Origin of the sequence: Streptomyces sp. NPDC060209, assembly GCF_042728155.1 — a bacterium.
Classification (GTDB): domain Bacteria; phylum Actinomycetota; class Actinomycetes; order Streptomycetales; family Streptomycetaceae; genus Streptomyces.
The window spans coordinates 1-24,104 of sequence record NZ_JBHWZS010000115.1 but is presented as its reverse complement, the minus strand read 5'-3'; the positions used below and the strand labels follow the sequence as shown (position 1 = coordinate 24,104).

The window sequence follows — 24,104 nt, the reverse complement described above, 5'->3', positions numbered from 1 at the left end:
CCCTCGACCAGCTCGCCATGGAACACCTCCTCGGCGTCCGCTGACCCACCCCCGAAAAAAAAGGGGTGCCCGGCCAACCACCACCGGGCACCCCGGCCCCAGCGGGGGCGGGTGTCAGGCGTCCACCTGTGCGGACGGGGCGTATGCGACCGGGTCGGCCAGCACGTCCTGCACCACCAGTGCCGCCGCGCCCCGGGCCGCGTCACCCGCGACGGACGACGCGCGCAGCCTGCCGCCGCCCCTGGACCAGAGACCGGACACCACGCGCCCCGTCAGCTCCTCGTCGGCGGGCGGCGAGAGCCACGGCATCAGGCCTCGGTAGATACCGCCGAGCACCACCGCGTCCGGGTCGAACAGATTGACCGCGCCGGAGAGCACCTGCCCCAGCATCCGGCCGGCGTCGGCCACCGCGGCCAGCGTCACCGGGTCACCGGCCTGCGCACGCCGCTCCAGCTCCATCACTCCCGCGGCACCGCCCGCGGCCTCGTCCATCCCGGCCGCGCGCAGCAGAGCCGACTGGCCGGCGTACTGCTCCAGACAGCCGCGCGAGCCGCACCGGCACTCCGGACCCGCCGGGTCCACCACCACATGCCCGATCTCCCCGGCGAAGCCGTGCGCGCCGCGCAGCAGTTCGCCGTCGAGAACCAGGGCGCCGCCGACACCGATCTCGCCCGTCAGGTAGAGGAAGCTGCGGACCGTGTCGAGCCCGCCGAACCACAGCTCGGCCAGCGCCGCGAGATTCGCCTCGTTCTCGGAGCGCACGGGCAGCGATGCCGTGCCGGGACGCAGGCCGGCGAGCGAGTCCGCGAACAGTTCTTCGGCGGCGACCTGGTTCCAGCCCAGGTTCGGCGCCTGACGGACCGAACCGCCGGAGACGAGTCCCGGCAGCGCGAGCGCCGTACCGACCGGGTACAGATCCTGCTCCCGCGCCGAGTCCAGGGTGCGTGCGGCGATCCCCGCCGCCCGGGCCAGGACCTCTTCGGGCGGGGCGCCGCGATTGTCCAGGTGCTCGGTCTGCCGCACCCGGCCGGTGCCCGCCAGATCCACGACGCACACCGACACGTAGTCGATGTTGATCTCCACGCCCAGTCCGGCGGGCCCGGTGCGCGCCACCTTCAGGGCCGTGCCGGGGCGCCCCGCCTGACCGCTGAACGTCTTGCCCGTCTCGGTGACGAAGCCGCTGTCCAGCAACTGCTCGACCAGGGAGGACACCGCGGCCCGGGTGAGTCCGACCCGTGCCGACACTCCGGCCCGGGTCGCCTCACCGGCCTCGCCCTCGTCCCGTACCGCGCGAAGCACGAGGCTCAGGTTGTGGCGCCGCACGGTGTCCTTGTCGGCCTTGGACCCCAGGGGCGTGAGGTAGCTCTTCATATCGTCGACGAGCCTATGCGATGCCCCACGGAAGAGGGCTCGCGGTACGGGCCGGGACCGCGAGCTACATGTCCGCCGCGTCCGTCACCGCGCGGAGGTCGACGAACTTGAAGCCGGTCGCCTCCCGGCCCTCCTCGCCGCCCGACGCGGAGGTCTCGTGCCCGTCCTGGACCACGAGCAGACCGTGCGGGTAGCGGGAACCGAGCGGCTCGTTGAGCACGGCGGCACCGTCGCACTCCTCACTGCCGTCGAGGTCCGCCGATACGGCGGTGATGCGGAAGCCGCCCTCGTACTCATTGCGCTCGGAGACCTCGCGGTCGTACAGCGCGAAGCTGTTGTCACCCTGACCGGACGCCATGAGGTAGCCGTCGCCGCCGGACTCGCGGAAGAGCGTCAGGCCCTCCACGTCGGCCGCGAGCCGCTTGCCGCCGAAGCCCGGGTCGGCGCCGGGCGTGCACTCCTCGGTCTCCGGGTCGTACGTCCCCGGGACGCCGTACTCCCGCACCTTGTCCACCAGGACCGGGCGCCCGTCCAGCCCGGCCGGCAGGCGCCAGATGCCGACGTCCTCCTGGCCGGCGTAGAGCGTGCCGTTCTCCGGGTCGACGACCATGCCCTCGACCTGCGGCAGCTCACCCGGCTCGCCGCACGGCGTCCACGAGGTGCCGTCCGGGAGCCGGAAGGACGAGGGGAGCGAGAGGGTGCGCACCAGCCGGTAGCCCACCGTGCCCGCCGCCGTCGGCCGCAGCTCCAGCAGCGCGAGGTCCGTGGTGTTGCGCCGGCTGACGAGCGCGTACGAACGCCCGGTGGAGCGGTCCTGCCAGGTGGCGAGACCGTACGCGGTCCGCTGCTCGTTGATCTCCGCCTGGCCCGACGAGAAGACCGGGGCGGCAGCAGGATCCGTGACGTCCTTCAGCGGGCCACCGGGCTGCGAGGGGTCGACACGGTAGATGCGGAGGCGGTCGTTGCCCCGGTCGCTCACCACGGCCACATCGGCGCGGCCGGACGGGGTGCGGAGCCCGGTGACGAGGTCGACGTTGTTGAATCTGCCCGGGGCGTCGTCCTCCGTCCCGGGAGCCGGCGCCGGGATCGTCTGGACCAGGGACGCGTCCAGCCCGTAGACCCGCAGCCCGCCCTCCTTGGCGGTGGCGACGACCAGGCTGCGCCCCGGATCGGCGGCGTTGCGCCAGATCGCCGGGTCGTCGGCGTTGGCGTTGCCGCCCGCCTCGTCGTCGTACAGCGCGGCCGTCTCGGCCGTAGCGCCGACGGACGGCAGCGACCGGGCGTGCGCGGGGGACAGCGGGACGAGAGTGATCAGTGCCGTGCCGAGGAGGGCGGTGGCCGCCAGGCGAGGGGAGCGGTGCATGCGCACGAATGCTTCCTGTCGTGAGAGGGACATGTCCATGACTCGTCAGGAAGTGTCGGGTGGCGGAGCGCTGCCCCGGTGTCGCGTCCATGAGGGGGGCATGGGCGCCAGGTGAATTCGCGGTGCCGCGGGGGCGGACGGGTCCGGCGACGCGTGTCACCGGGCCCGGCCCGACCCCGGCCCGTGCGGGGCCTCAGGGCTGCGCGCCCCGGGCCTTCAACATGTCCGCCATGAGCGAGATCTCCGACTCCTGGGCCCGGGCCATCCCCGCCGCCAGGCTCCTGATCTCGTCCGTGCCCGCCGCGTCGGCCGCCGCCTGTGCCATGTCGGCCCCCGCGCGGTGGTGGACGGTCATCAGCCGCAGGAACAGCACCTCGGCGTCCCTGCCATCGGCGGCACGCAACCGGTCCAGCTCGGTGTCCGTCGCCATGCCCGGCATGAGTGAGCCGTCGGACGGGGTGACCGGGTGGCCCATCCACTCCATCGGCGGCCGGTCCGAACTCTTGGGCCTGTCCCAGGACTCCAGCCAGCCCAGCATCATGCCGCGCTGGTTGGCCTGGGTGTTGATGATGTCGTACGCGAGCCGGCGCACGTCCTCGTCATCGGTGCGGTCCCGGACGATGAACGCCATCTCCACCGCCTGCTGATGGTGGACCGACATGTCCCGGGCGAACCCCACATCGGCCGAGCTCTCCGCGGGGACGGCACCCGGCGTCCCGGAACCGGACGAGGACGCCGCCGAGGGCCGTACGACCATCAGCAGGACGAGCCCCACAGCCACGACGAACACCACGGCCCCCGCCCACACCAGGGAACGGGGAGCACGCGCGGCCGAGCTCACTTGGCGACCCCGCCGGAGCAGGCGGCGCCCGGCTCCGGAGTCTGCGCGCCCTGGACGTACTTGGTGAAGAACTGAGCGACGCGGGCGTCGGTGGCGCTCTTCACGGTGAGCTGCTTGCCCCAGGCGCTGAGCACCAGCGGGTCCTTCTGGTCGGACACGGGGCTCATCAGGGAGTAGGGCGTCTTGGCGACGCGCTCGGAGAGCGCCTTGACGTCGGCGTCCGGCGCCTTGTCGTTGTACGTGACCCAGACGGCGCCGTGCTCCAGGGAGTGGACGGCGTTCTCGTTCGGTATCGCCTCGGTGTAGACGTCGGCGTCACAGTTCATCCAGACCGGGTTGTGGTTGCCGCCGACGGGCGGGTTCATCGGGTATTCCACAGGCGTCTCGACGTGGTCCTGGGTCAGCTTGTCCCAGGACTTCTCGCCCGTGACGGGTGAGGTCCTGGCCTGCTCCTCGGCCTTGTCCTGTTCGTCGGCGGCGGACATCAGGTAACCGCCCCCGGCGACGAGGCCGGCGAGCACGAGGACGGCCGCGGTGATGGTGATGATGCGGCTGCGGCGCTCGCGGGCCCGCTCCTTGCGGCGGGCCTCCTCGAGCTTGGCGCGGCGCGCGGCGGCAGGGCTGTTCTGGTTCTTGGCGGAAGCCATGTCAGGTCCTCGGGTTCAGCGGATCGCGTGCGCGGAAGGCGTGCCACGCGGGGAAAGGGCATACGGAAGTGCCCTCCGACGCCGTGGCGGCGCGGAGAACGGGGTCCGGGAGGCCTAGATCCGCTGGACCTGCAGACGCAGTTGGTCGACAGCGCCCACGCTGTCGTTGGAGGGGCCCCGGATGGCCGCGGCGCCGGTGAGCGGGGCGGTCCCGAGCGCCGCCGAGGGGCAGGGCAGGGCGACGGGAGCGGGATGGCCGGGCAGCACGACGGCCGTCGAGTGGTCCGCCGTTCCGTGGCAGGAGCTGCCGATCCCGCGTTCGTCCGGGGCGTCGGCCACGACGACCGACGCGGCAGCCGCGGGCACCGGGGTGAAGGCCCGGGTGGCGGTGACGGAGGAGGCCTCGGCGCCGGGTGAGGCCGTGGCGGCCGGGGAGCAGCAGAGGAACACCGCCACGAGCATCAGAGCCCAGACCGGCGCGACGAGCAGGCCGTTGCCGCTCCGTCGCCGGTCCCTACGTCCGCTCGCTCTGGTCATCGCCGCCATCGTAGATGGTGTGTGAATGTTCAATGAGTTCGGCCCACAGGTTGGCAGGATAGTGTGCCCCGGTGACGACGCAATCGAACGTACCTGCGGGCTGGCATCCGGATCCTCACGGCGCGCCCCAGCTGCTGCGCTACTGGGACGGTTCCCGGTGGACCGAGCACACCCACCCGGCCCAGGCACCCGCCCAGGCGCAGGCACCCGCCCAGGCACAGGCGGCGGCAACCGCTCAGCCGCAGGCCGGTCAGCCGCACGCCGGTCAGCCGTACGCCGCTCAGTCGCAGGCCGGTCAGCCGCATGCAGCGGTGCCGCAGCAGCAGTTCTCGCCCCAGCCTCAGCAGGCGGCCGCCCAGCAGTTCGCTCCTCAGCAGGCGGCCACTGCGCAGGCCGTTCCTCAGCAGGGCGTGCCCGGCGCCGGCTCACTGTTCAACCAGCAGGTCCTGGTGGTGAACCAGAAGGCCAAGCTGATCGAGCTCACGAACGAGTACAGCGTCTTCGACCAGCAGGGCAACACGGTCGGTTCGGTCGTCCAGGTCGGCCAGAGCAGCATGCGCAAGGTGCTCAGGTTCGTCTCCAGCATCGACCAGTACCTCACGCACCGCCTGGAGATCCGCGACGCCTACGGGCAGCCGCAACTGCTCCTGACCCGCCCGGCGAAGTTCATCAAGTCCCGGGTTGTCGTGCAGCGCCCGGACGGACAGCCCGTGGGTGAGATCGTCCAGCAGAACGCCATCGGCAAGATCAATTTCTCGATGATGGTCAACGGGCAGCAGGTCGGAGCCATCAAGGCCGAGAACTGGCGTGCGTGGAACTTCGCCATCGTCGACCACAACGACGCCGAGATCGCCAGGATCACCAAGACCTGGGAAGGCCTGGCGAAGACCATGTTCACCACGGCGGACAACTACGTGCTGCAGATCCACTACCAGCTCCCCGAACCGCTGCTGAGCCTCGTCGTGGCGACGGCACTGACCGTGGACACGGCGCTCAAGCAGGACGCCCGCGGCTTCGGCTGATCTGCGGGAAACCGGCCCTGGCGGCGGGCAGGATGACTGGCATGCCGTTTCTGGTGCCTCCTCACATCCCGCCGGGACGACTCTCCTCCTCCCCGCAGCCGTCGCTCCCCGTCGGCGACGGACTGCTTCTGCGGCCCTGGCGCCTGTCGGACGCACCGGCTGTCCTCGCCGCGTTCTCCGACCCGGCGATCCAACGCTGGCATCTGCGGAGAGCGGACACGGAGGCGGAGGCCGTCGCCTGGATCGAGGAGTGGCAGTCCGCCTGGTCCACCGAGACGAACGTCTACTGGGCAATCGTCCGGCTCGGCGACGACGGGCGCGACGAGGTCCTCGGCCGCATCGCACTACGCGACTTGATTCCGGCCATCGGATACGCGGAGTGCGCCTACTGGGTCCTTCCCGCCGCACGCGGATCGGGCCTCGCCCCCCGGGCGTTGGGGGCGGTGCGGCGGTGGGCCTTCGACGAGGAAACCGGCTTCGAACGTCTCGAACTCGTGCACTCGGTGCTGAACGAGGCGTCCTGCCGTGTCGCGGCGAAGTCCGGGTTCCTCCTCGAAGGCGTCCGCAGGCGGGGGCATCTGCACGCCGACGGATGGCACGACATGCACGTCCACGCCCGGGTACGGGGCGACGGCCGGCCCGGCTGACCGCCGTCCCGGCCCTATGCCCGCTCCGTCCCTTCCCGCTCCGTCTCCGCCAGTTCCGCCAGCACCCGCTCAGCCACCGCGAACGCCGAATTCGCCGCAGGGACACCGCAGTAGACCCCCGTCTGCAGGAGCGCCGCGCCGATCTCCCGCGGGCTGAGACCGTTGCGCACCGCCGCGCGGACGTGCATCGCCAGCTCGCCGTGGTGGCCGTGCGCGACCAGGGCGGTCATCGTGATCAGGCTGCGCTCGCGCCGGGACAGCGTCGGGTCGGTCCAGATCTCGCCCCAGGCGTAGCGGGAGATGAAGTCCTGGAAGGGCGCGGTGAACTCAGTGGTCGCCGCCTGCGCCCGGTCCACGTGGGCATCGCCCAGGACCTCGCGGCGCACCACCGTCCCGCTTCCGCGCTCCCGGGGCGCGAAGTGGGCGCGCAGGGCCTCCCGTACGGCTTCCGGGCGTTCCGCCGGAGCCAGGTGGGAAGCGCGCGGCAGTTCGGTCAGCGCGGCGCCCGGGATTCCGTCGGCGATCTCCCGTGCGTGTGCGGGCGGGGTCGCCGGGTCCTCGCGGCCCGCGACGACCAGCGTCGGCGCCCGTACGCCGGACAACCCGGGCCGTAGATCGCACTCGGCGAGCGCGTCGCAGCAAGCGGCGTACGCGGCGGGATCCGTGCCGAGGAGATCGTCCAGCAGCCGGGGTTCGGTGAATCCGGGCGTGAACCAGCGGCCCGCCGCGCTCTCCGCGACCTTGCCGAGGCCCTCGGCGCGCACAAGGGCGGCCCGCTCCCGCCACGGTCCCGGGTCGCCGAAGTGGGCGGACGAGCAGACGACGGCCAGGCGGTCGACGCGTTCCGGGTGGTGGACGGCGAGCCAGAGCCCCACGGCGCCGCCCAGCGACACCCCTGCGTACGAGAACCGCTCCAGGGACAGCGAGTCGGCGAGGGCCAGGACCAGTGCGCCCAGATCGGCGATCCCCGCGCCCGGACCGATCAGTTCGGCGGGTGAGCCGCCATGTCCCGGCAGGTCCCACCGTACGACCCGGTGGGTGGCGGAGAGGTCGGGGGCGACCCCGTCCCAGAGTGCGGTGGAGGTGCCGAGCGACGGGCCGAGCAGGAGCGGGGGAGCGCTCGCCGGCCCTTCGGCGCGGTGGTGGAGGAGGCGGGCGGGTGTCGTGGTCATCGGCGCTCCAGAGCGCGGTCGGTGAGAGGCCCGGCACAGCCGGTGTACCGGGCGGGGTCGGTCAGTTCTGCGAGATCCAGGCCGTCGAAGGCGGGCTCCCCGGCGAGGATCTCCGCGAGTGGCCTGCCCTCGTCGCGGGCCCGGCCGGCGGCCTCGGTGAGGATCTCCTTGGCGCGGGCCCGGCCCACCCGGTCGGCGGCGACGGCGGCCAGCCGCTCCGAGACGATCAGCCCTCCGGTCAGCCCCAGGTGGCTCCGCATGGCCGACGGGAACACCTTGAGTCCCTCGGCGAGTTCCACCGCGTCCCGCGCGGCCCCGCCGACCAGGCGCAGCAGGTCGCGCAGCGGCTCCCATTCGGCGTGCCAGGCCCCTGCGGGCCGTTCGTCCTCAGCGGCGAGCGAGCCGTACAAGGTTGCCGCCGCTCCGGGGGCCCGGCGGGCCGCGGCGGCGATCAGGGTGGCTCGGACCGGATTGGCCTTGTGCGGCATCGCGGAAGAGCCGCCGCCCGACCCCTCCGAGAGCTCGGCGATCTCGGTACGGGACAGGGTGAGCACGTCGGCCGCCGTCTTGCCGAGAGCGCCCGCCGTGAAGGCGAGCGCACCGGCCAGGTCGGCGACCGGGGTGCGCAGGGTGTGCCAGGGCAGCAGCGGTTCGGCCAGGCCCAGTTCCCGTGCGTAGGCGGCGACGAGCTCCGGCCCCGCCGTTTTCCCGTCGGCTGCGGAGGCGGCTGCGGAGTCGGCTGGGGAGCCGACGGCCGGGAAGGCGGCCAGGGTGCCCGCGGCGCCACCGAGCTGGACGGGGAGCGCGCCGCGCACCGCCCGCAGCCGGTCCCTGGCGTCGAGCACCAGCGACCGCCAGCCGGCGGCCTTCAGGCCGAAGGTCGTCGGCACGGCGTGCTGCGTCAGGGTGCGGCCGGGCATCGGCGTGTCGCGATGCTCTGCCGCCAGCCGCTCAAGCGCGTCGGCGGTCCGCCCCAGGTCGTCGAGGACGAGCGCCAGGGTCCGCGAGGCCACCAGCATCGCCGCCGTGTCGAGGATGTCCTGGCTGGTCGCGCCCCGGTGGACGAACGGCCGTACATCCTCGTCGACCGCCGCCGAGAGGGCGGCGACCAGCGGAATCACCGGATTGCCGCCGGACCGCGCCCGCAGCGCCAGCTCCCGTACGTCGAAACGGCCGGCGTCCGCCGCCGCGGTGACCGCCCGCCCCGCTCCGGCCGGGGCCGACCCGCAGACGGCCTGGGCCCGGGTGAGTGCCGCCTCGGCGTCCAGCAGCGCCTGCAGGAAGGCGTGGTCGCCGGTCGAGGTCTCGGCGGCGGAGCCGACCCGCCCCGGGGCGAGGAGGCCGGCATCGCTCTCGTGCATCAGCTGAACTCCAGGAAGACCGTCTCGTCGTCGCCCTGGAGACGGATGTCGAAGCGGTAGGTGCGGGGGTCCGTGCGTGTCGCGATCAGTGTCGCGCGCCGTTCCGCGTCCAGCGACTCCAGCACCGGATCGCCGGGGCCCACGCCCTCATCGAGCAGATCGGGCAGGTACACGCGGGTGTAGAGGTGCTGGACCAGGCCGCGGGCGAACACGGCCGCGCAGAGGTACGGGACTCCGCCGGGCGGGAGCGTACGCACGAACCAGCGTCCTGCCGCATCCGTCGGCGCGCGGCCGAACCCGGTGAAGTCCACCCCGTCGCGTCCGATCACCTTGCCCGTCGCGGGGTCGTGGCGCAGCGATCCCGGGAGGCCGGTGCGCGAGCCGTCGGGTGCGGGCTGCCAGGTCTCGACGATCGCGTCGGGCACAGGGTTGCCCAGGCCGTCGAGCACGTAGCCGTGCACGGTGACCGTGTCGGGGTGCCCGGCCGGGGCGACCTCGCTGCCGCCGGGGAAGGGCAGCGCGTAGCCGTAGAAGGGGCCGACGGTCTGGGAGGGAGTGGGGGCGTGGGACATCAGTGGTCGCCTTCTTCCTCGGTCCAGGTGGCGCACGGTCCGTCGAGGACGATGTCCCAGCGGTAGCCGAGGGACCACTCGGGAACGGACAGATCGTGGTCGTACGCCGAGACGAGCCGCTCGCGCGCGGCCTGGTCCGTGACGGAGCGGATCACCGGGTCGTAGGGCAGGAGCGGATCGCCGGGGAAGTACATCTGGGTGACGAGCCGCTGGCTGAACGAGGTGCCGAACAGTGAGAAGTGGATGTGCGCGGGGCGCCAGGCATTGGTGTGGTTGCGCCACGGATAGGCGCCCGGCTTGACGGTCGTGAACGAGTAGCCGCCGTCGTCGCCGGTCAGGCACCGCCCGAACCCGGTGAAGTTCGGGTCGAGCGGGGCCGGGTGCTGGTCGAGCTGGTGGGCGTACCGCCCGGAGGCGTTGGCCTGCCACAGCTCGACGAGCTGGCCCCGCACCGGCCGCCCGGCCCGGTCCAGCACCCGGCCGGTGACGGTGATCCGCTCTCCGAGCGGCTCGCCGTCGTGCTGCGCGGTGAGGTCGCGGTCCAGCGCGGTCACGTCCGTGACGCCGAAGGCCGGCCCGGACAGCTCGACCGCCTCCGGGTCACGCACGGGGATGAGCGAGCGGTGCGGGTGGCGGAAGTGGCTGCTGCGGTACGGGGGGTAGTCGCGCGGCGGATGGTGGGCACCGGGCTCGGCGGCCGCCTGGGCCTTGGCCACCTCGGCGTCGATCTCCTGCTGGCTCATTCCGTCGGGCAGCGGATATGCGGGAAGGTCACGTGCGGTCATGTCACGGCTCCGTGAATTGCTGATAATGCTCAGTGTACTGAGTAAAATGCGATGGTCATGAAGCTACCCACGGCTTGTCGTTGTGGTCAAGACCCTCAGTACACTGTGTATCTTCGACATCCCGGCTGACTGAGCCGACGGCCGACAGAGAGAGGGCGGTGCCGTGCAGGCGGTCGACCTGAGCACCCACCCCGGGCACCTGGCCCGGCGTCTTCAGCAGGCGCACCACCTGCTCTGGAGCACGATGGTCTCCCAGGAGATCACCTCACCCCAGTTCGCCGTCCTCAACGCCCTGACCGCCGAACCGGGCCTCGACCAGCGGACGGTGGGGGAGCGGGTCGGCCTCGACCGGTCCACCGTCGCCGAGGTGATCACCCGGCTGCTGCGCCGGGAGCTGCTCGACAAGATGCGCGACCCGCTGGACGGGCGGCGCTTCCTGCTCCGCCTCACGGATGAGGGCGCCCGCACCCACGCGCGGCTCGCCAGGCGCACGGTCGGGATGAACCAGGTCTTCCTCGGCCCGCTCTCCGCGGACGAGCAGCGGACGCTCTTCGACCTGATGCACAGGGTGGCGGACGCCGCCGAGACCTTCCGCGCTCCGGAAGGGGCCGGACCGTCGGCGGGCCGGTGAGGCCGGGCCTCAGGGTGTGTGGATCCCGAACCGCGCGCCCTGGGGATCGAGGAGTGTCGCGACCCAGGGTCCGCCCGGGATGTGCGTCGGTGGCGAGAGCGGCTCACCGCCGGCGGTCAGGGCCCTGGCCGCCGTGGTCTCGGTGTCGGACGCCGTGAAGTAGGGCAGCCAGTGCGGCGGTGTCTCCGCCTGTTCGTCGTCGCCCTGCTCCTTCATGCCGCCGAAGTCCGCCCCGTCCACACCCCAGTGGGTGAAGTGCTCGGAGTCGTTGACGGTCCAGCCGAACACCGCCGGGTAGAAGGCGAGAGCGCCTTGCGGATCGGGGGTGCGGAGCTCGGTCCAGCCGAGGGACCCCGGGTCGTTGAAGCGCCCCGCGCCCGGGAAGGCGCGGGCCTGCCAGAGGGAGAACACCGCACCCGCCGGGTCGGCCGCCACCGCGAATCTGCCCTGGTCGAAGACGTCCATGGGGCCCATCAGCACGGTGCCGCCCGCCGACCGGACGGCATCGGCCGACGCGTCCGCGTCCTCTGTGGCGAAGGAGACGGTCCAGGCCGGCAACTGCTCCGGGCGGTAGAGGGGGCTGAAGGCCGCGACGGCGTCCTCCCCGAGGCGTGCCACCGTGTATCCGCCGGCTTCGGGCCTTGGATCGGTCTCCGACCGCCACCCGAAGAGCCCCGCGTAGAACGCCTGCGCGGCCCGCACGTCCGAGGTGCTCAGCTCGACCCAGCACGGGCCGCCGGGCACCGGTTCCGTGAGCTTCATGCCGTTTCCTCCCGAGGCGTGCGACCCGTCACGTTCCTACGCTGTTGTGCAGCACGCTATGGCCGTGCGGAAGCGGCGGCTACCTGAGGTGGTCCTGCGAGATATTTTACGTGTGTAACACCTGTTAAGGTAAATGAGTGAGTGATACAGCCATGCGACCCCGGAAGCCATCCGTCCACAAACTGCCGGTCACCGGTGTCCTGAGGCTGAACAGCCCCGCGGAGATCTGGTACAAGCCCGCGCTGAGCGTGGTGGTCGCCTCGGCCGTCCCGAATCTGCTGCTGTACTCCCTCGACCGGCTCGACCTGGTCATGTACACGATGGCGGGTTCGCTCTGCGCGCTCTACGGGCACAACCTGCCGTACGCCCGCAGGGCCCACACCGTCCTCCGCGTGATCCTGGGGATGGCCGCGGGCTTCGCCGCCGCCCTGGTCACCGCCTCAATCACCGACTCGACCGCCGTGCTGATCGCTGTCGGCGCGCTGCTCGCGGCCGTGCAGAAGACCTTCTGCGACGCGACCCGCATCGGCCCGCCCGGCAACGTGATCTTCGCCTTCGTCACCTCGGCCGCGCTCTTCGCGCCGCAGGAGCTCGGGCAGGTGCCGGGGCACATGGCCCTGATGCTGGCCGCGGGCGCCTTCTCCTGGCTGGTCACCGCCCTCCCCGCCCTTTGGCGCAGGGAGGGCCCCGAGCGTCTCGCCACCGCCCGCGCGCTCGACGCCGCCGCGGCGTACGCGGCGGAGCCCGACGCCCGGAGCCGGCACACCGCGGCGGCGGCGGTACAGGCCGCCTGGCAGTCACTGCTCGCCGCCGGCCGCCCCACCCCCGTGCGCCAGGAACTCGAACGGCTCGTCGTCCACGCCGAGCGCGCCCTCGCCACTCCGGCGGCCGACGGCCGTGTGCCGGGCGCCGATCCCGACGAGCTGCGCCGATGGGCGGCGGGGACCCGGGCCCGTGGACCCGTCCCCAGCCCTCCGCCCGCACCCGGCACCCTCGAACAGCTCTTCGGGATCGACGCCGAACGGGCCGGACAGCGGATGCGGCGGGGCCGGCGTGAGGCCCGGCGAAGGCTGCTGCGCGCGCTCGGCCCCGGCTCCCCGGTGCTGCCGGTCGCGGTCCGCACGCTCGTCGGCTGCGCCCTGGCCGGCTACGTGTCCTCGGCGCTCGGTGTGGGCCACCCGTACTGGGCCATCGTGACGGCGGCCTCCGTCTACCAGCCCAACCTCACCCTCTCCTGGAGCAGGGGCCTGCAGCGGACCGTCGGCAACCTTCTCGGTGTGCTGGTCTTCGCGGCCGTCATCCCCCTCGCCCGGGTCAGCCCGCTGGCCCTCGTCCTGTGCGTCCTGGTCTTCAACTTCGCCGCCGAGGCCCTGATCACCCGCAACTACTGGCTCGGCTCCGTCGCCGTCACCCCGATGGCCCTGCTGATCCTGGAATTCGGCGGCTTCCAGCCTGCGGGTCAGTTGATCGCGGACCGCGCCCTGGACACCCTCGTGGGCGTCGCGGTCGGCTTCCTCGCCGCGATCGCCGTCACCAACCGCCGGGCATCCGGCCGCGTGGAACGGGCCCTCGCCGCGGCGGGGGAGGCCCGGCACCGCGCCGACCGGGCGGTCGCCGACCCGGAGGCCGACGCCCTCACGCTCGAAACGGCGCGCAGGAGGCTGACCGGCTCCCTCGTCGAACTGCGCGACGCCGGCGACGTCGCATCGGGCGAATGGTGGCAGCGCGCCCTGCCCGAGGAAGAGCTGCTCGCTGCCGAGCAGGCAGGACACCGTACGCTCGCGGCGACAGCACAACGGCAGGGAATGATCACCCTGCCCCCGGCGAACGGAGCGGTGTGACCGACGACATCGTGGCCTCGGTGGTGCGGCAGTGGCACGCCGTCAACCCGGGGCTGGACACCGGACCGATGGAACTCATCGGCCGCATCAACCGCTGCGCGGCCCTTCTCCAGCAGGCCGAGGACGCGCCCCTGCGGGCCGCCGGACTGACCCGTGCCGAATTCGACCTGCTGGGAGCGATGCGGCGCACCGACCGTGAACTCACCCCCGGCGAGCTGGCCCGCGAGACCTTCTCGTCCGGAGCCGCCGTCACGAAGCGCCTGCGCGCCCTGCAGGAGTCCGGCCTGATCGGTCGCCGCAGCGATGCCAGGGACCGCAGGGTCGCCCACGTCGGACTGACGGAGGCTGGGCGTGAGTTGGTCGACCGTCTGCTGCCCGAACAGCTCGCCTATGAGCGGTCGGTGCTCTCCGGGCTCGACGAGGAGACCCGCAGCGGTCTCAGCGGACAGCTCGGTGAGCTGCTGGTGCAACTGGAGGGCCGGCTCGGCGGCGGCCGCCGCTGACCCCGGCGCAGCGCCGCTCCCACGGACGAGGGGCGCGCGGGGCCGTGCCCCGGACGGATGGGGTGAACATCACCGAGAGTGATGCTCCACGGGAGCGGGAACGGCCGCGACGCCCGCAGGCCGGTAACCGCCGGCTCGGCGGCGCAAACCCCGCGGACCTCGCGCCGAGGCACTCGCACATCCGTCCGTCGCTCAGGAATCTGCTCCTTTCGATCCGATTCGATCACATGTGCCCTCGTCCCGCTCTGCGGTGCGTAGGTATTCGTACGGGCTGACTTTTCTCGACCACATGTGCCCATTATTTCGTGTTTCTGCTGGAAATCCACTGACTGCCGTGCTTACTGCCGGAGGGCTGCTGTCCCTCAGGGCGGGACGTCGCGGTCTACTTTCTCCCGATTCCCGAAAGGCGTCACTCCCTGCGCACGCTCGGCGGCGGTGAGTACGAAAACTGGCGAGTGTATTACCGCCGGCGTGCTCGCGCAGGGGGTTGGGTGAATATGCCGAGACACTGTTCTGATCTGGCTAGGCTCACGCGCAGTGAAGTCGAGTTGATGTGAATTCGAGCGCTTGTACACAACCATCCGTGCAAGTGCGTATACCTCCCGAAATCAACCGCCAGAGGGTTTAGATGGTCCGTGTTGAATCACCGCCGACCAACAGAGACATCCCCGTAGTCCGTGCCGCGCTCCTGCCCGTCGTGCTGATGGCGGGCGCCACGGCCGCCGGCGCGGTGCCGGTCACCGGGGCCACACGGGCGGCAGTCGTCTGGTGCGGTGCGATCGCCACAGTCGTGGTCGCCACGCTCACCGTCGTACTGAACCGCCGGCGCCGGGCGATGCGCGTCCAGCGCGCCGAGTACGAACAGCGCATCGCCTACCTGGAACACCGGATCGCCTCGCACGACCAGGAGACCGAACGCCTCAGCAAGGAACTCCTGCCCGCCGCGATCCGCCGGCTGCGCGCCAGCAACTCGCCGCAGGAGGTGATGCGCGACATCGTCGACGCGGACGATTCCTACCGCAACCTCCCCAAGGCGCAGCGCGCCCTGGTCCTGCAGGTCCTCGACATCATCGACAACGAAGAGGCGATGCGTGACTCCGCGCAGCGCGCCTTCGTCAGCGTCGCCCGCCGGGTCCAGGCCATCGTCCACCGACAGGCCAGCGAACTCCGGGAGATGGAGGACCACCACGGGCGCAACCCCGACGTCTTCGACGACCTGCTCCGCATCGACCACGGCACCGCGCTGATCGGCCGGCTCGCCGACTCCATCGCCGTACTCGGCGGCGCCCGCCCCAGCCGCCAGTGGCCCAAGGCCGTACCGCTGTTCAGCGTGCTGCGCGGCGCGATGTCCCGGATCCTCGAGTACCAGCGCGTCGATCTGCACTCGATCGCGAAGGTCGCCATCGTCGGCACCGCGGTCGAGCCGCTCATCCACGCCTGCGCCGAACTCCTCGACAACGCGACGCGCTACTCGCCGCCACAGACCCGGGTGCACGTCACCGCGGTCGAGGTGCAGACCGGCATCGCCATCGAGATCGAGGACGGTGGCGTCAGCCTCAGCGAAGAGGCCCGCGTGAGGGCCGAGAACATGCTCGCCCAGGCCCAGGCCGGCATCAACATGAACGACCTCGGGGAGTCCCCGCGCCTCGGCATGGCCGTGGTCGGACGGCTCGCCCGGATGTACCAGCTCCAGGTCTCCCTGAGGCAGTCCGCGTACGGAGGGGTCCGCGCCGTACTCATCGTGCCGCGCGACATGATCACCACCGGCCCGGCTCCCGGTATCGCGCACGGCATCGGCGCCACCTCACGACCCCAGAGCTCGCTCGACATGTCGCAGATGCAGCATGTCGTCCCCCCGCGCGGCAAGCACAAGGCGCGCCCCGCCGCGACCGGCCCCGTTCCGTCGCTCGCGTCCCCCGTCCCCGCCCCCGCGTCGGCCCCGGCGGCGTCCGCCGCACGGCCCGCGCCCGCCGCGTCGGCCATGGGCGACGACGAGATCGTCGTGACCGAATGGACCGATGGCGGGCTCCCGCAGCGCCGCAGCCGAGGGCGCGCACCCCTCGGTTCGCACAACCTCCCGCAGCAGTCCGCGTCGGCCGCGGAGCCCGCCGCGCGCAACGGGCACAACGGACACGGCGGTGGCGGCACGGCACCGCCCGGCCTCTGGCTGGAGGCCTTCACACAGGCCGTCAACGGTGTGCCCAAGGAGCCGAAGAACGACACAGACTCTGACGACGCGTGGGACAAGGGAGACGAGAAGTGATCCAGCAGCGGGGAAACATGGACTGGATGCTCAAGGAACTGGCCGACGACGTACCGAGCATCCACCAGATCGTGGTGCTCTCCGCCGACGGCCTGCGCATCGCCCGGCACGGCGGCGACCCCGACGTCGCCGACCGTCTCGCCGCCGCCTGCGCCGGGCTTCAGAGCCTGGCCGCGGCCGTCGCCACCGAGATCCCTTACAGCGACGGCCTGATGAAGCTCGTCGTCATCGAGGTCACCGGAGGGTTCTTCTACCTGATGGCCGCGGGTGCGGGTGCCTACCTCGCGGTCCTGGCCGGCGAGACGGTCGACGCCGGACTGGTGGGTGCCCGCATGCGCGACATGGTCGTCCGTATCGGCGCGCACCTGACGAGTCCTCCGCGTCACGATGGGCAGGCCGGATGAGTCCTCCCCGACGAGAACGCCGAAAGGCCGACCCGGCGGTGAGCGACCCGGAACGGCTGTACGTGATCACCGGCGCCCCCGACGGCGAAAGAGCGGAACTCGACCTCGTCACGATGGTGGTGGCGCAGGCCGAGCCGTCGCCGACGGTCCAGCCCGAGCAGGCCGCGATCCTGCGGCTCTGCAAGGCGCCGTTGTCCGTCGCCGAGATCTCGGCCTATCTGAGTCTCCCCTTCAGCGTGGTCACCTCGCTCCTGACAGAACTCCTGGCGACCGAGCTGATCGAATCGCGTGCGCCCATCGTTCGCGCCGCGCTCCCGGACCGGTCCCTCCTCGAAGCGGTGATGCATGGACTTCAGAAGCTCTGACACGATCACGGGCCCCCGCAGCGAGGACGTCCTCCCCGACACGGCCACGGCCGCGGTGAAGGTCGTCGTCGTCGGGGGGTTCGGGGTCGGCAAGACGACCATGGTCGGCTCGGTGAGCGAGATCCGGCCCCTGACGACCGAAGAGACCATGACCCAGGCCGGTGTCGGCGTGGACGACAACGTGGGAGTGGAGACCAAGACCGCCACCACCGTCGCCATGGACTTCGGCCGGATCAGCCTCAGTGACGAACTGATCCTCTACCTGTTCGGCACCCCCGGCCAGGAACGCTTCTGGTTCCTGTGGAACGGGCTCTTCGAAGGAGCGCTCGGGGCCGTCGTCCTCATCGACACCCGGCGGCTCCAGGTCAGCTTCGACGTCATCGGCAGGCTGGAGGAGCGCGGCGTGCCCTTCGTCGTGGCCGTCAACACCTTCCCCGGCGCACCGCGCCACCCCGTCGAGGCCCTGCGCAGTGCCCTGGATCTCCCGGACGAGGTTCCGATGATCGACTGCGACGCCCGGCTGCGCGGCTCGAGCCGCGATGTGCTGATGACCCTGATGCGTTACCTGCACCGACTTGCCGTACCGCTCGCCTGACGACTGCACGTACCGCCCTCTTCCCGTGAACGGGCCTTGTCCCCCACTCGCCCGGTCCCGGAACGCCTTATCCCTGGAGCCACTGTGACAACCCCCTTCCAGCACGAACCCGGATCGGCCACAGGTCCGGTGCCGCCCCCGCAATGTCCCGCGCACGGCATGGGTGTCGGGCCCGGCGGACTGCGCCGGCTGTACGGCCCCGAGGCCGAGGCGGACCCCGCGGGTCTGTACGAGAAGCTGCGCGCCGAACACGGCACGGTGGCGCCCGTCCTGCTGCACGAGGACGTCCCCGCCTGGCTGGTGCTCGGACACAGCGAGAACCTCCACATGACCCGCACTCCCTCCCAGTTCTCCCGCGACTCGCGGCGGTGGCGTGGCCTGCAGGACGGCAGCGTGGCCCCGGACCACCCGCTCGCCCCGCTCTTCACCTGGCAGCCGGTGTGTTCCTTCGCCGAAGGCGCCGAACACGAACGGCTGCGCGGCGCGGTCACCGACAGCATGGCGCGCATCGACACCCGTGGCGTGCGCCGCCACATCAACCGGTACTCCAACCGGCTCGTCAACGACTTCTGCGGGGAGGGCCGGGCCGAGCTGGTCAGCCAGTTCGCCGAGCGGCTCCCGATGATGGTGATGTGCGCGATCATCGGCATGCCCGAGGAGTACAACGACCGTCTGGTGCAGGCCGCCCGTGACATGACACGGGGCTCGGAGACCGCCGTCGCGAGCAACGCCTACGTCATCGGCGCCCTTGACCGGCTGGTCCAGCGCCGCCGGGAGGCGCCCGCCGAGGACTTCGCCACCTGGCTGGTCGAGCACCCGGCGGGCCTCACCGACAAGGAGGTCAGCGAGCACCTGCGGGTGGTCCTGATCGTCGCCTACGAGACGACCACCAACCTGATCGCCAACGTGCTGCGCATGGTCCTCACGGACCCCAGGTTCCGGGCCAGGCTCAGCGGCGGGCACATGACCGTGCCCGAGGCGGTCGAGCAGACCTTGTGGGACGAGCCGCCGTTCACCTCGGTCCTCGGCCGCTGGGCGGTGGGCGACACCGAGCTCGGAGGGCAGCAGATCAAGGCAGGTGACGCCCTGATCGTCGGCATCGCGCCGGCCAACACGGATCCCGCCGTGCGGCCAGACCTCACCGTCAGCATGGAGGGCAACCGCGCCCACATGGCGTTCAGCAGCGGCCCCCACGAGTGCCCCGGCCAGGACATCGGACGTGCCATCGCGGACGTCGGGGTCGACGCCCTGCTGATGCGCCTGCCCGACCTCGAACTCGGTGTCGAGGAGAAGCAGCTCAGCCGGGCCGGGAACTTCATGTCCCGGCACCTGGTGGACCTGCCGTCGACCTTCGGTCCCACCCCGCAGCAGGAGATCGACGCCGAACCGCTGCCGGCGGTGGCCCGGTCCCGGTCACACGCCGACTGGGTGGTCTCGTCGCCCGCCGTCCCAGGGCAGGGCCCTGTGGCCGCCCCGGCCGGAGTGCGCACCGCCGGGCCGTACGCACCCCCCGGAGAGGGAGTCGTCATCCCCGCGCAGCGGAGCGGCCCGGCGAAGATCTGGCACGCCGTCGTGCGGTGGTGGAGCGGCCACTGACATCTGGGCGGTCCACCGTTCCGGGTGCCCCGGGCCTCCGGGTCCGGGGCACCCGGCCTCTCTCCCCGTACCATCGAGCAGCGTGAAGCTGACAATTCTTGGTGGCGGCGGATTCCGGGTCCCTCTCGTGTACGGGGCGCTGCTCGGCGATCACGCCGAGGGCCGCGTCTCGCGGGTGACCCTGTACGACACGGACGGGGACCGGCTCACCGCCGTCGCACGGGTCCTGGCCGAACAGGCGGCGGGCATCGCCGACGCGCCCGCCGTCCTCGCCACCGGTGATCTCGACGAGGCCCTGAGGGGAGCGGACTTCGTCTTCTCCGCGATCCGGGTCGGCGGCCTCGCGGGCCGGGCGGCCGACGAACGCGTCGCACTCGACGAGGGCGTCCTGGGGCAGGAGACGGTCGGAGCGGGCGGCATCGCCTACGGGCTGCGCACCGTTCCCGTCGCGACGGACCTCGCCCGGCGCATCGCCCGGCTCGCGCCCGACGCCTGGGTCATCAACTTCACCAATCCGGCGGGCCTGGTCACCGAGGCGATGGCCAGGTACCTCGGCGACCGGGTCATCGGCATCTGCGACTCACCGGTGGGGCTCGGCCGCCGGATCGCCAGGGTCCTGGGCGCGGACCCGGACCGGGCCTGGATCGACTACGTCGGGCTCAACCACCTCGGCTGGGTACGCGGGCTCCGGGTCGACGGGCGCGACGAACTCCCGCGCCTGCTGGCCGATCCCGCACTGCTCGGCTCCTTCGAGGAGGGCAGGCTCTTCGGTCCGGACTGGCTGCGCTCGCTGGGCGCGATCCCCAACGAATACCTGCACTACTACTACTTCAACCGGGAAGCGGTCCGCGCCTACCAGGACGCCGAGCAGACCCGCGGCGCCTTCCTCCGCGACCAGCAGGAGGGCTTCTACGCCCGGATGAAGGACCCGGCCGCCCCGCCGCTGGCCACCTGGGACCGTACGCGTGCCGAGCGTGAGGCGACGTACATGGCGGAGAACCGGGACGTGGCCGGAGCCGGTGAGCGCGAGGAGAGCGATCTGGAGTCCGGGGGCTACGAGCAGGTGGCCCTCGCGCTGATGCGCGCCGTCGCCCGCAACGAGCGCACCTCGCTGATCCTGAACGTCCCCAACCGGGGCACCCTCTCGGTGCTCGACGCGGACGCCGTCATCGAGGTGCCGTGCCTGGTCGACGCCAACGGCGCGCATCCCGTCGCCGTCGATCCGCTCCCGTACCACGCGGTCGGGCTCGTCACGGCGGTCAAGGCCGTGGAGCGGGCGGTGCTCGAAACGGCGGAGAGCGGCTCACGGGCAGCGGCCGTCCGGGCCTTCGCCCTGCACCCGTTGGTCGACTCCGTCACCGTGGCCCGCCGGCTCGTCGAGGGATACACCAGGGCGCACCCGGGGCTCGCCTATCTCGACCGGCCGTGAACGGGACAGGCCCGTCAGGGAGCGGGCACGGCTCTCGGCCGGCCGGACGGGGCCCAGGACGGGGCGACACCGGTGACCTGACACACCATGAGGAAGAGCGGAATGGGTGGCGTGTAGGGCGTACGGCTCTCCGGCGCGTGGATCAGCCGGGGTCGTCCGGCGGGGACGTAGGCCCCGGTGGCGTACGACGCCTGCTCCGGCCAGTCCAGATCGAGGTCCGACCCCGACGGGACGATCCACCACCACCGGTCGGCGTCGGCGAACACGCATCCTGCGCGCGGCAGATGCGACATCAACCGGAATCCGTACTGCGCGGGCACGCCCACCGCGTCGCAGCCGAGGCTCGCCGACAGTGCGGGCGGCAGCGGCAGCCGGACCCGGTTCGGTGCGCTGTCCTCTTCCACGGTCCGGGCGCGGCGCGCACCGAGCAGCTGGGACAGCGCGTTCTTCAGCATGTCCGCTCCGGGCCGTACGGCAGCTCCGCCCACACTATGCGCCCCGAGTGGTTCCCCGCGTCGTGGGATCCCCAGGCGGCGCTCATGGAGTCGACGAGCAGGAGTCCGCGCCCGTGCTCGCCGTCGGCGGTGAGGGACAGCCGGGGGCCGCCGGGCTGATGTCCCTGGTCCTGTACGGAGATACGCAGCCGGGCGGCGTCGCAGCGGAGCTCGCAGACGACCCGGGTGCTCGCGGTGTGCACCACCGCGTTGGTGACCAGCTCGGAGACGATCAGCACCGCCGCGTCGTGGGCGTCCCCGGTCAGCCGCCAGTCCGCCAGCCGGGCCCGCGTGAGGCGCCGGGCACCGGCCACGGACTCGGGGTGCGCGGGCAGCGCGAAGCAGTAACGGAGCGCTTCCGTCCCGGGGCTGAGGTCCATGAGCCGGGGGATGAGCGCACTGCCAGGTGCCACGACCGATTCCTCACAGTGGGGGGCTGCGTCACGCTTCGCACCACCCCGGAATGGAGTGGGCGCGACCACGCGAACTTGGTTCGGTCACCAACTCTCCCCCTGACATGAACACTTGGCAAGAGGCACTCTGAAAAATTCAGAGTGGCAGTGTCCCTGGAGCCGTGCGCATGGCACACTGCTCGCACATAGCGCATCGGGAGGTCTGAAGTGAGCGAACCGCGGTCCGCCCCGACCGTGGGTCAGGTCGTTCTCGGCAAGCGCCTGCAGGATCTGCGGGAGCGCGTCGGCCTGAGCCGTGACCAGGCGGCGAAGGTGCTCCGTGTCGCCCCGGGAACCATACGCAGGATGGAGACCGCCGAGGTCGGGCTGAAGATCCCGTACGTCCAACTCCTCCTCAAGGCCTACGGGATCGCCGATGGCGAGACCGACGCCTTCGTCGAACTCGCCGAAGAGGCAAACAAGCCGGGCTGGTGGCAGCGCTTCCACGACGTGCTGCCCGACTGGTTCAGCATGTACGTCAGCCTGGAGGGCGCCGCGAGCCTCCTGCGCACCTACGAACCTCACTTCGTCCCCGGTCTGCTTCAGACCGAGGACTACGCACGCTCCGTCCTGCGCACAGGAGCGGTCGGCCAGACCCGGCCCGCGGACATCGAGCGCCATGTGGCGCTGCGGATGGAACGGCAGTCCCTGCTCACCAAGGCGGAGGCGCCGAAGCTGTGGGTGGTGATGGACGAGACCGTCCTGCGCCGCCCGGTCGGCAGTCCCGATGCGATGCGTGCGCAGGTCGACCGCCTGCTCGAAGCGACCGACATGGCCAATGTGACCCTGCAGATCGCGGAGTTCGCGACCGGTCATCACCCGGGCACGTACGGCCCCTTCGTCCTCTTCCGGTTCGCGGTCCCGGAACTCCCCGACATGGTCTACAGCGAGTACCTGACCGGTGCCGTCTACTTCGACGCGCGCCCCGAGGTGGCTTCCTATCTCGAGGTCATGGACCGCATGGCGGCTCAGGCCGCAACTGCACAACGCACGAAGGAAATCCTCAGGGACTTCCGCAAGGAGCTGTGATGAACCACATATACAACGGCATGCCGGCCGCCGACCTCGGCACCGAAGGCTGGTACAAGCCGTGGAGCGGTGGTAACGGGGGCAATTGCATCGAGGCCATGAAACTGGCCGACGGCAGGGTGGCGGTCCGCCAGTCCGCGGACCCCGACGGCCCCGCGCTCATCTACTCCAACGGCGAGATAGCCGCATTCATCCAGGGCGCCAAGTCCGGACAGGCCGATTTCCTCCTTACCTGACACACAGCCACATACTCTCGTACCCCACGCTGTTCGCCGAAGTCCCCGACCAACGGAGTGCGTCATGACCGGGCAGGAACCCCAGGCCGTCGAGATCGACACGAGCAAGCCGCATCCGGCACGGATGTACGACTGGTTCCTCGGCGGCAAGGACAACTACCCGGTCGACGAACAGATGGCCCAGCAGCTGCTCGCACTGGACTCCCGGGGACGCGACATGGCCCGGGTCAACCGTGCCTTCATGCACCGGGCCACCCGCTGGCTCGCCGAGAACGGCGTGCGCCAGTTCCTCGACATCGGCTCGGGCATACCCACCGAGCCCAATCTCCACCAGATCGCACAGAAGGCCGCCCCGGACGCGCGCGTCGTCTACTGCGACAACGACCCGATCGTGCTCGCGCACGCGGCGGCACTGCTGCGTTCCACCCCCGAGGGCGCCACCGAATACATCCAGGCCGACGCCCGCAGGCCCGACGCCATCCTGGAAGCGGCGGGCAAGATCCTCGACTTCGACCGGCCGATCGCGCTCTCCCTCCTCGCGCTGCTGCACTTCGTGGACGACGAGGACGGTGCCGCCGAGCTCGTCGACCGGCTGGTGGAGCGGCTGCCCTCCGGCAGCTATCTGGTGCTCTCGCACACCACGGGTGACTTCGACCCCGAGGGCGCGGCCAAGGCCCGTGCCATGTACAAGGCACGGGGGATGACCCTGCGGCCCCGCTCGCGCGCCGAGCTCACCGCCTTCTTCCACGGCCTCGAACTCGTCGAGCCGGGAGTCTCGCTCTCCGCGGACTGGCGTCCGGAGCTCGGCGAGGCCATCGACGTACCCGGCGACGAGCCGATCCCCGGTTACGCGGGCGTGGCCCGCAAGCGCTGACCGCGGCCGGCCGGGGGAACGCGTACGGCGGGTGCTCCCGCACCACCGGCCGGGCGCCCCGGCCCGCAGGTCACAATGGACACATGTCACGACGCACCTCACGCCCCCGCCGGCCGGCCGCTCCACAGGCGGGTCCCCCGCGGATCACCCCCGAGGCCCCGTGCCCGTGCGGTCTGCCGGCCGCCTACGGGGACTGCTGCGGCCGACTGCACGCGGGCACCGTCGCGGCCCCGACGTGCGAGGCGCTGATGCGCTCGCGGTACGCCGCCTTCGTCGTCCGGGACGCCGGGTACCTGCTGCGCACATGGCATC

At 71.7% G+C, this 24,104-nt stretch carries 27 protein-coding genes; 15 read left to right on the top strand and 12 right to left on the bottom strand.

From position 1 onward, the window contains the following. Window positions 1–114 precede the first annotated feature (114 nt). The 5 genes from ACFWFI_RS22170 to ACFWFI_RS22150 form a co-directional block, all read right to left on the bottom strand. The gene (locus tag ACFWFI_RS22170) at window positions 115–1,371 is read right to left on the bottom strand and encodes an ROK family protein (RefSeq protein WP_387392903.1); all 1,257 of its coding nucleotides are present in this window, start codon (window positions 1,369–1,371) and stop codon (window positions 115–117) included. A gap of 64 nt (window positions 1,372–1,435) precedes the next feature. Beyond that, window positions 1,436–2,734, bottom strand: a complete 1,299-nt coding sequence (locus ACFWFI_RS22165) for a phytase (RefSeq protein ID WP_387392900.1) — start codon at window positions 2,732–2,734, stop codon at window positions 1,436–1,438. Window positions 2,735–2,927: 193 nt separating this feature from the next. Further along, window positions 2,928–3,575 (bottom strand): DUF305 domain-containing protein, encoded by a 648-nt coding sequence (locus ACFWFI_RS22160; RefSeq protein ID WP_387392898.1) that lies wholly within the window; start codon window positions 3,573–3,575, stop codon window positions 2,928–2,930. Further along, window positions 3,572–4,222: a DUF3105 domain-containing protein gene (locus ACFWFI_RS22155; protein WP_387392895.1), complete on the bottom strand. Its 651-nt coding sequence runs from the start codon at window positions 4,220–4,222 to the stop codon at window positions 3,572–3,574. The genes ACFWFI_RS22160 and ACFWFI_RS22155 overlap by 4 nt, the downstream gene beginning before the upstream one ends. Before the next feature lie 114 nt (window positions 4,223–4,336). Beyond that, the gene (locus tag ACFWFI_RS22150; protein WP_387392892.1) at window positions 4,337–4,768 is read right to left on the bottom strand and encodes a hypothetical protein; all 432 of its coding nucleotides are present in this window, start codon (window positions 4,766–4,768) and stop codon (window positions 4,337–4,339) included. 62 nt (window positions 4,769–4,830) lie between these two features. Between ACFWFI_RS22150 and ACFWFI_RS22145 the strand changes: the two genes are divergently transcribed. Both ACFWFI_RS22145 and ACFWFI_RS22140 read left to right on the top strand, forming a co-directional pair. Continuing rightward, a complete protein-coding gene (locus ACFWFI_RS22145; protein ID WP_387392889.1) occupies window positions 4,831–5,781 on the top strand; it encodes a phospholipid scramblase-related protein in 951 nt (316 codons plus the stop codon). A 41-nt stretch (window positions 5,782–5,822) separates the two neighbouring features. Further along, complete coding sequence (locus ACFWFI_RS22140; protein WP_387392886.1) at window positions 5,823–6,428, top strand: GNAT family N-acetyltransferase; 606 nt, start codon at window positions 5,823–5,825, stop codon at window positions 6,426–6,428. Window positions 6,429–6,442: 14 nt separating this feature from the next. On the opposite strand, the gene pcaD is transcribed toward ACFWFI_RS22140, so the two are convergent. From pcaD to pcaH, 4 genes are read right to left on the bottom strand one after another with little or no spacing between them, the layout of a single operon-like run. Next, window positions 6,443–7,600 (bottom strand): bifunctional 3-oxoadipate enol-lactonase/4-carboxymuconolactone decarboxylase PcaDC, encoded by a 1,158-nt coding sequence (gene pcaD, locus ACFWFI_RS22135; protein WP_387392883.1) that lies wholly within the window; start codon window positions 7,598–7,600, stop codon window positions 6,443–6,445. Then, complete coding sequence (gene pcaB / locus ACFWFI_RS22130; RefSeq protein WP_387392880.1) at window positions 7,597–8,961, bottom strand: 3-carboxy-cis,cis-muconate cycloisomerase; 1,365 nt, start codon at window positions 8,959–8,961, stop codon at window positions 7,597–7,599. The genes pcaD and pcaB overlap by 4 nt, the downstream gene beginning before the upstream one ends. Further along, the gene (gene pcaG, locus ACFWFI_RS22125) at window positions 8,961–9,533 is read right to left on the bottom strand and encodes a protocatechuate 3,4-dioxygenase subunit alpha (protein WP_387392877.1); all 573 of its coding nucleotides are present in this window, start codon (window positions 9,531–9,533) and stop codon (window positions 8,961–8,963) included. Before pcaG ends, pcaB begins: the two co-directional genes overlap by 1 nt. Beyond that, window positions 9,533–10,276: a protocatechuate 3,4-dioxygenase subunit beta gene (gene pcaH / locus ACFWFI_RS22120; RefSeq protein ID WP_387392908.1), complete on the bottom strand. Its 744-nt coding sequence runs from the start codon at window positions 10,274–10,276 to the stop codon at window positions 9,533–9,535. Before pcaH ends, pcaG begins: the two co-directional genes overlap by 1 nt. A gap of 205 nt (window positions 10,277–10,481) precedes the next feature. On the opposite strand from pcaH, the gene ACFWFI_RS22115 reads away from it, so the two are divergent. Then, window positions 10,482–10,949, top strand: a complete 468-nt coding sequence (locus ACFWFI_RS22115) for a MarR family winged helix-turn-helix transcriptional regulator (RefSeq protein ID WP_387392874.1) — start codon at window positions 10,482–10,484, stop codon at window positions 10,947–10,949. Window positions 10,950–10,958: 9 nt separating this feature from the next. Here ACFWFI_RS22115 and ACFWFI_RS22110 read toward each other — a convergent pair whose 3' ends face one another. Beyond that, window positions 10,959–11,711 (bottom strand): VOC family protein, encoded by a 753-nt coding sequence (locus ACFWFI_RS22110; protein WP_387392871.1) that lies wholly within the window; start codon window positions 11,709–11,711, stop codon window positions 10,959–10,961. Window positions 11,712–11,863: 152 nt separating this feature from the next. Here ACFWFI_RS22110 and ACFWFI_RS22105 point away from each other — a divergent pair, with 152 nt between their 5' ends. The 8 genes from ACFWFI_RS22105 (at window position 11,864) to ACFWFI_RS22070 (ending at window position 20,707) form a co-directional block, all read left to right on the top strand. Beyond that, entirely contained in the window at window positions 11,864–13,552 is a 1,689-nt protein-coding gene (locus ACFWFI_RS22105; protein ID WP_387392906.1) for an FUSC family protein, read from the top strand. Next, window positions 13,549–14,055 (top strand): MarR family winged helix-turn-helix transcriptional regulator, encoded by a 507-nt coding sequence (locus ACFWFI_RS22100; RefSeq protein WP_387392869.1) that lies wholly within the window; start codon window positions 13,549–13,551, stop codon window positions 14,053–14,055. The genes ACFWFI_RS22105 and ACFWFI_RS22100 overlap by 4 nt, the downstream gene beginning before the upstream one ends. Before the next feature lie 628 nt (window positions 14,056–14,683). Next, complete coding sequence (locus tag ACFWFI_RS22095) at window positions 14,684–16,318, top strand: sensor histidine kinase (protein WP_387392866.1); 1,635 nt, start codon at window positions 14,684–14,686, stop codon at window positions 16,316–16,318. Beyond that, window positions 16,315–16,722, top strand: coding sequence for a roadblock/LC7 domain-containing protein (locus ACFWFI_RS22090; RefSeq protein WP_014152870.1), 408 nt, complete (start codon window positions 16,315–16,317; stop codon window positions 16,720–16,722). The genes ACFWFI_RS22095 and ACFWFI_RS22090 overlap by 4 nt, the downstream gene beginning before the upstream one ends. Further along, window positions 16,719–17,087, top strand: a complete 369-nt coding sequence (locus tag ACFWFI_RS22085; protein ID WP_033302786.1) for a DUF742 domain-containing protein — start codon at window positions 16,719–16,721, stop codon at window positions 17,085–17,087. The genes ACFWFI_RS22090 and ACFWFI_RS22085 overlap by 4 nt, the downstream gene beginning before the upstream one ends. After that, entirely contained in the window at window positions 17,068–17,682 is a 615-nt protein-coding gene (locus ACFWFI_RS22080; RefSeq protein WP_387392862.1) for a GTP-binding protein, read from the top strand. Before ACFWFI_RS22085 ends, ACFWFI_RS22080 begins: the two co-directional genes overlap by 20 nt. Before the next feature lie 84 nt (window positions 17,683–17,766). Then, complete coding sequence (locus tag ACFWFI_RS22075; protein WP_387392859.1) at window positions 17,767–19,278, top strand: cytochrome P450; 1,512 nt, start codon at window positions 17,767–17,769, stop codon at window positions 19,276–19,278. An 82-nt stretch (window positions 19,279–19,360) separates the two neighbouring features. Beyond that, a complete protein-coding gene (locus tag ACFWFI_RS22070) occupies window positions 19,361–20,707 on the top strand; it encodes a 6-phospho-beta-glucosidase (RefSeq protein WP_387392856.1) in 1,347 nt (448 codons plus the stop codon). A 14-nt stretch (window positions 20,708–20,721) separates the two neighbouring features. Here the strand turns inward: ACFWFI_RS22070 and ACFWFI_RS22065 are convergent, their stop codons facing one another. Then, window positions 20,722–21,162, bottom strand: coding sequence for a hypothetical protein (locus ACFWFI_RS22065; protein ID WP_387392853.1), 441 nt, complete (start codon window positions 21,160–21,162; stop codon window positions 20,722–20,724). Continuing rightward, the gene (locus ACFWFI_RS22060) at window positions 21,156–21,614 is read right to left on the bottom strand and encodes an ATP-binding protein (RefSeq protein WP_387392851.1); all 459 of its coding nucleotides are present in this window, start codon (window positions 21,612–21,614) and stop codon (window positions 21,156–21,158) included. Before ACFWFI_RS22060 ends, ACFWFI_RS22065 begins: the two co-directional genes overlap by 7 nt. A gap of 207 nt (window positions 21,615–21,821) precedes the next feature. Between ACFWFI_RS22060 and ACFWFI_RS22055 the strand changes: the two genes are divergently transcribed. The 4 genes from ACFWFI_RS22055 to ACFWFI_RS22040 form a co-directional block, all read left to right on the top strand. Next, window positions 21,822–22,682, top strand: a complete 861-nt coding sequence (locus ACFWFI_RS22055) for a helix-turn-helix domain-containing protein (protein WP_387392848.1) — start codon at window positions 21,822–21,824, stop codon at window positions 22,680–22,682. Next, window positions 22,682–22,918 (top strand): DUF397 domain-containing protein, encoded by a 237-nt coding sequence (locus ACFWFI_RS22050; RefSeq protein ID WP_014152862.1) that lies wholly within the window; start codon window positions 22,682–22,684, stop codon window positions 22,916–22,918. Before ACFWFI_RS22055 ends, ACFWFI_RS22050 begins: the two co-directional genes overlap by 1 nt. A 64-nt stretch (window positions 22,919–22,982) precedes the next feature. After that, on the top strand, window positions 22,983–23,792 hold the full coding sequence (locus ACFWFI_RS22045; RefSeq protein WP_387392845.1) for an SAM-dependent methyltransferase: 810 nt from the start codon (window positions 22,983–22,985) through the stop codon (window positions 23,790–23,792). An 83-nt stretch (window positions 23,793–23,875) separates the two neighbouring features. Next, the coding region (locus ACFWFI_RS22040; protein ID WP_387392842.1) for a YchJ family protein at window positions 23,876–24,104 on the top strand (229 nt) is incomplete at its 3' end.

Bases quoted from the DNA above. Each gene is read 5' to 3' on its own strand.
- ACFWFI_RS22080 (WP_387392862.1), top strand. From the start codon at position 17,068: ATGGACTTCAGAAGCTCTGACACGATCACGGGCCCCCGCAGCGAGGAC.
- ACFWFI_RS22165 (WP_387392900.1), bottom strand. From the start codon at position 2,734: ATGCACCGCTCCCCTCGCCTGGCGGCCACCGCCCTCCTCGGCACGGCA.
- pcaD (WP_387392883.1), bottom strand. From the start codon at position 7,600: ATGACCACGACACCCGCCCGCCTCCTCCACCACCGCGCCGAAGGGCCG.
- pcaB (WP_387392880.1), bottom strand. From the start codon at position 8,961: ATGCACGAGAGCGATGCCGGCCTCCTCGCCCCGGGGCGGGTCGGCTCC.
- ACFWFI_RS22155 (WP_387392895.1), bottom strand. From the start codon at position 4,222: ATGGCTTCCGCCAAGAACCAGAACAGCCCTGCCGCCGCGCGCCGCGCC.
- pcaG (WP_387392877.1), bottom strand. From the start codon at position 9,533: ATGTCCCACGCCCCCACTCCCTCCCAGACCGTCGGCCCCTTCTACGGC.
- ACFWFI_RS22105 (WP_387392906.1), top strand. From the start codon at position 11,864: ATGCGACCCCGGAAGCCATCCGTCCACAAACTGCCGGTCACCGGTGTC.
- ACFWFI_RS22140 (WP_387392886.1), top strand. From the start codon at position 5,823: ATGCCGTTTCTGGTGCCTCCTCACATCCCGCCGGGACGACTCTCCTCC.
- ACFWFI_RS22050 (WP_014152862.1), top strand. From the start codon at position 22,682: ATGAACCACATATACAACGGCATGCCGGCCGCCGACCTCGGCACCGAA.
- ACFWFI_RS22065 (WP_387392853.1), bottom strand. From the start codon at position 21,162: ATGCTGAAGAACGCGCTGTCCCAGCTGCTCGGTGCGCGCCGCGCCCGG.
- ACFWFI_RS22045 (WP_387392845.1), top strand. From the start codon at position 22,983: ATGACCGGGCAGGAACCCCAGGCCGTCGAGATCGACACGAGCAAGCCG.
- ACFWFI_RS22170 (WP_387392903.1), bottom strand. From the start codon at position 1,371: ATGAAGAGCTACCTCACGCCCCTGGGGTCCAAGGCCGACAAGGACACC.
- pcaH (WP_387392908.1), bottom strand. From the start codon at position 10,276: ATGAGCCAGCAGGAGATCGACGCCGAGGTGGCCAAGGCCCAGGCGGCC.
- ACFWFI_RS22085 (WP_033302786.1), top strand. From the start codon at position 16,719: ATGAGTCCTCCCCGACGAGAACGCCGAAAGGCCGACCCGGCGGTGAGC.
- ACFWFI_RS22110 (WP_387392871.1), bottom strand. From the start codon at position 11,711: ATGAAGCTCACGGAACCGGTGCCCGGCGGCCCGTGCTGGGTCGAGCTG.
- ACFWFI_RS22150 (WP_387392892.1), bottom strand. From the start codon at position 4,768: ATGGCGGCGATGACCAGAGCGAGCGGACGTAGGGACCGGCGACGGAGC.
- ACFWFI_RS22095 (WP_387392866.1), top strand. From the start codon at position 14,684: ATGGTCCGTGTTGAATCACCGCCGACCAACAGAGACATCCCCGTAGTC.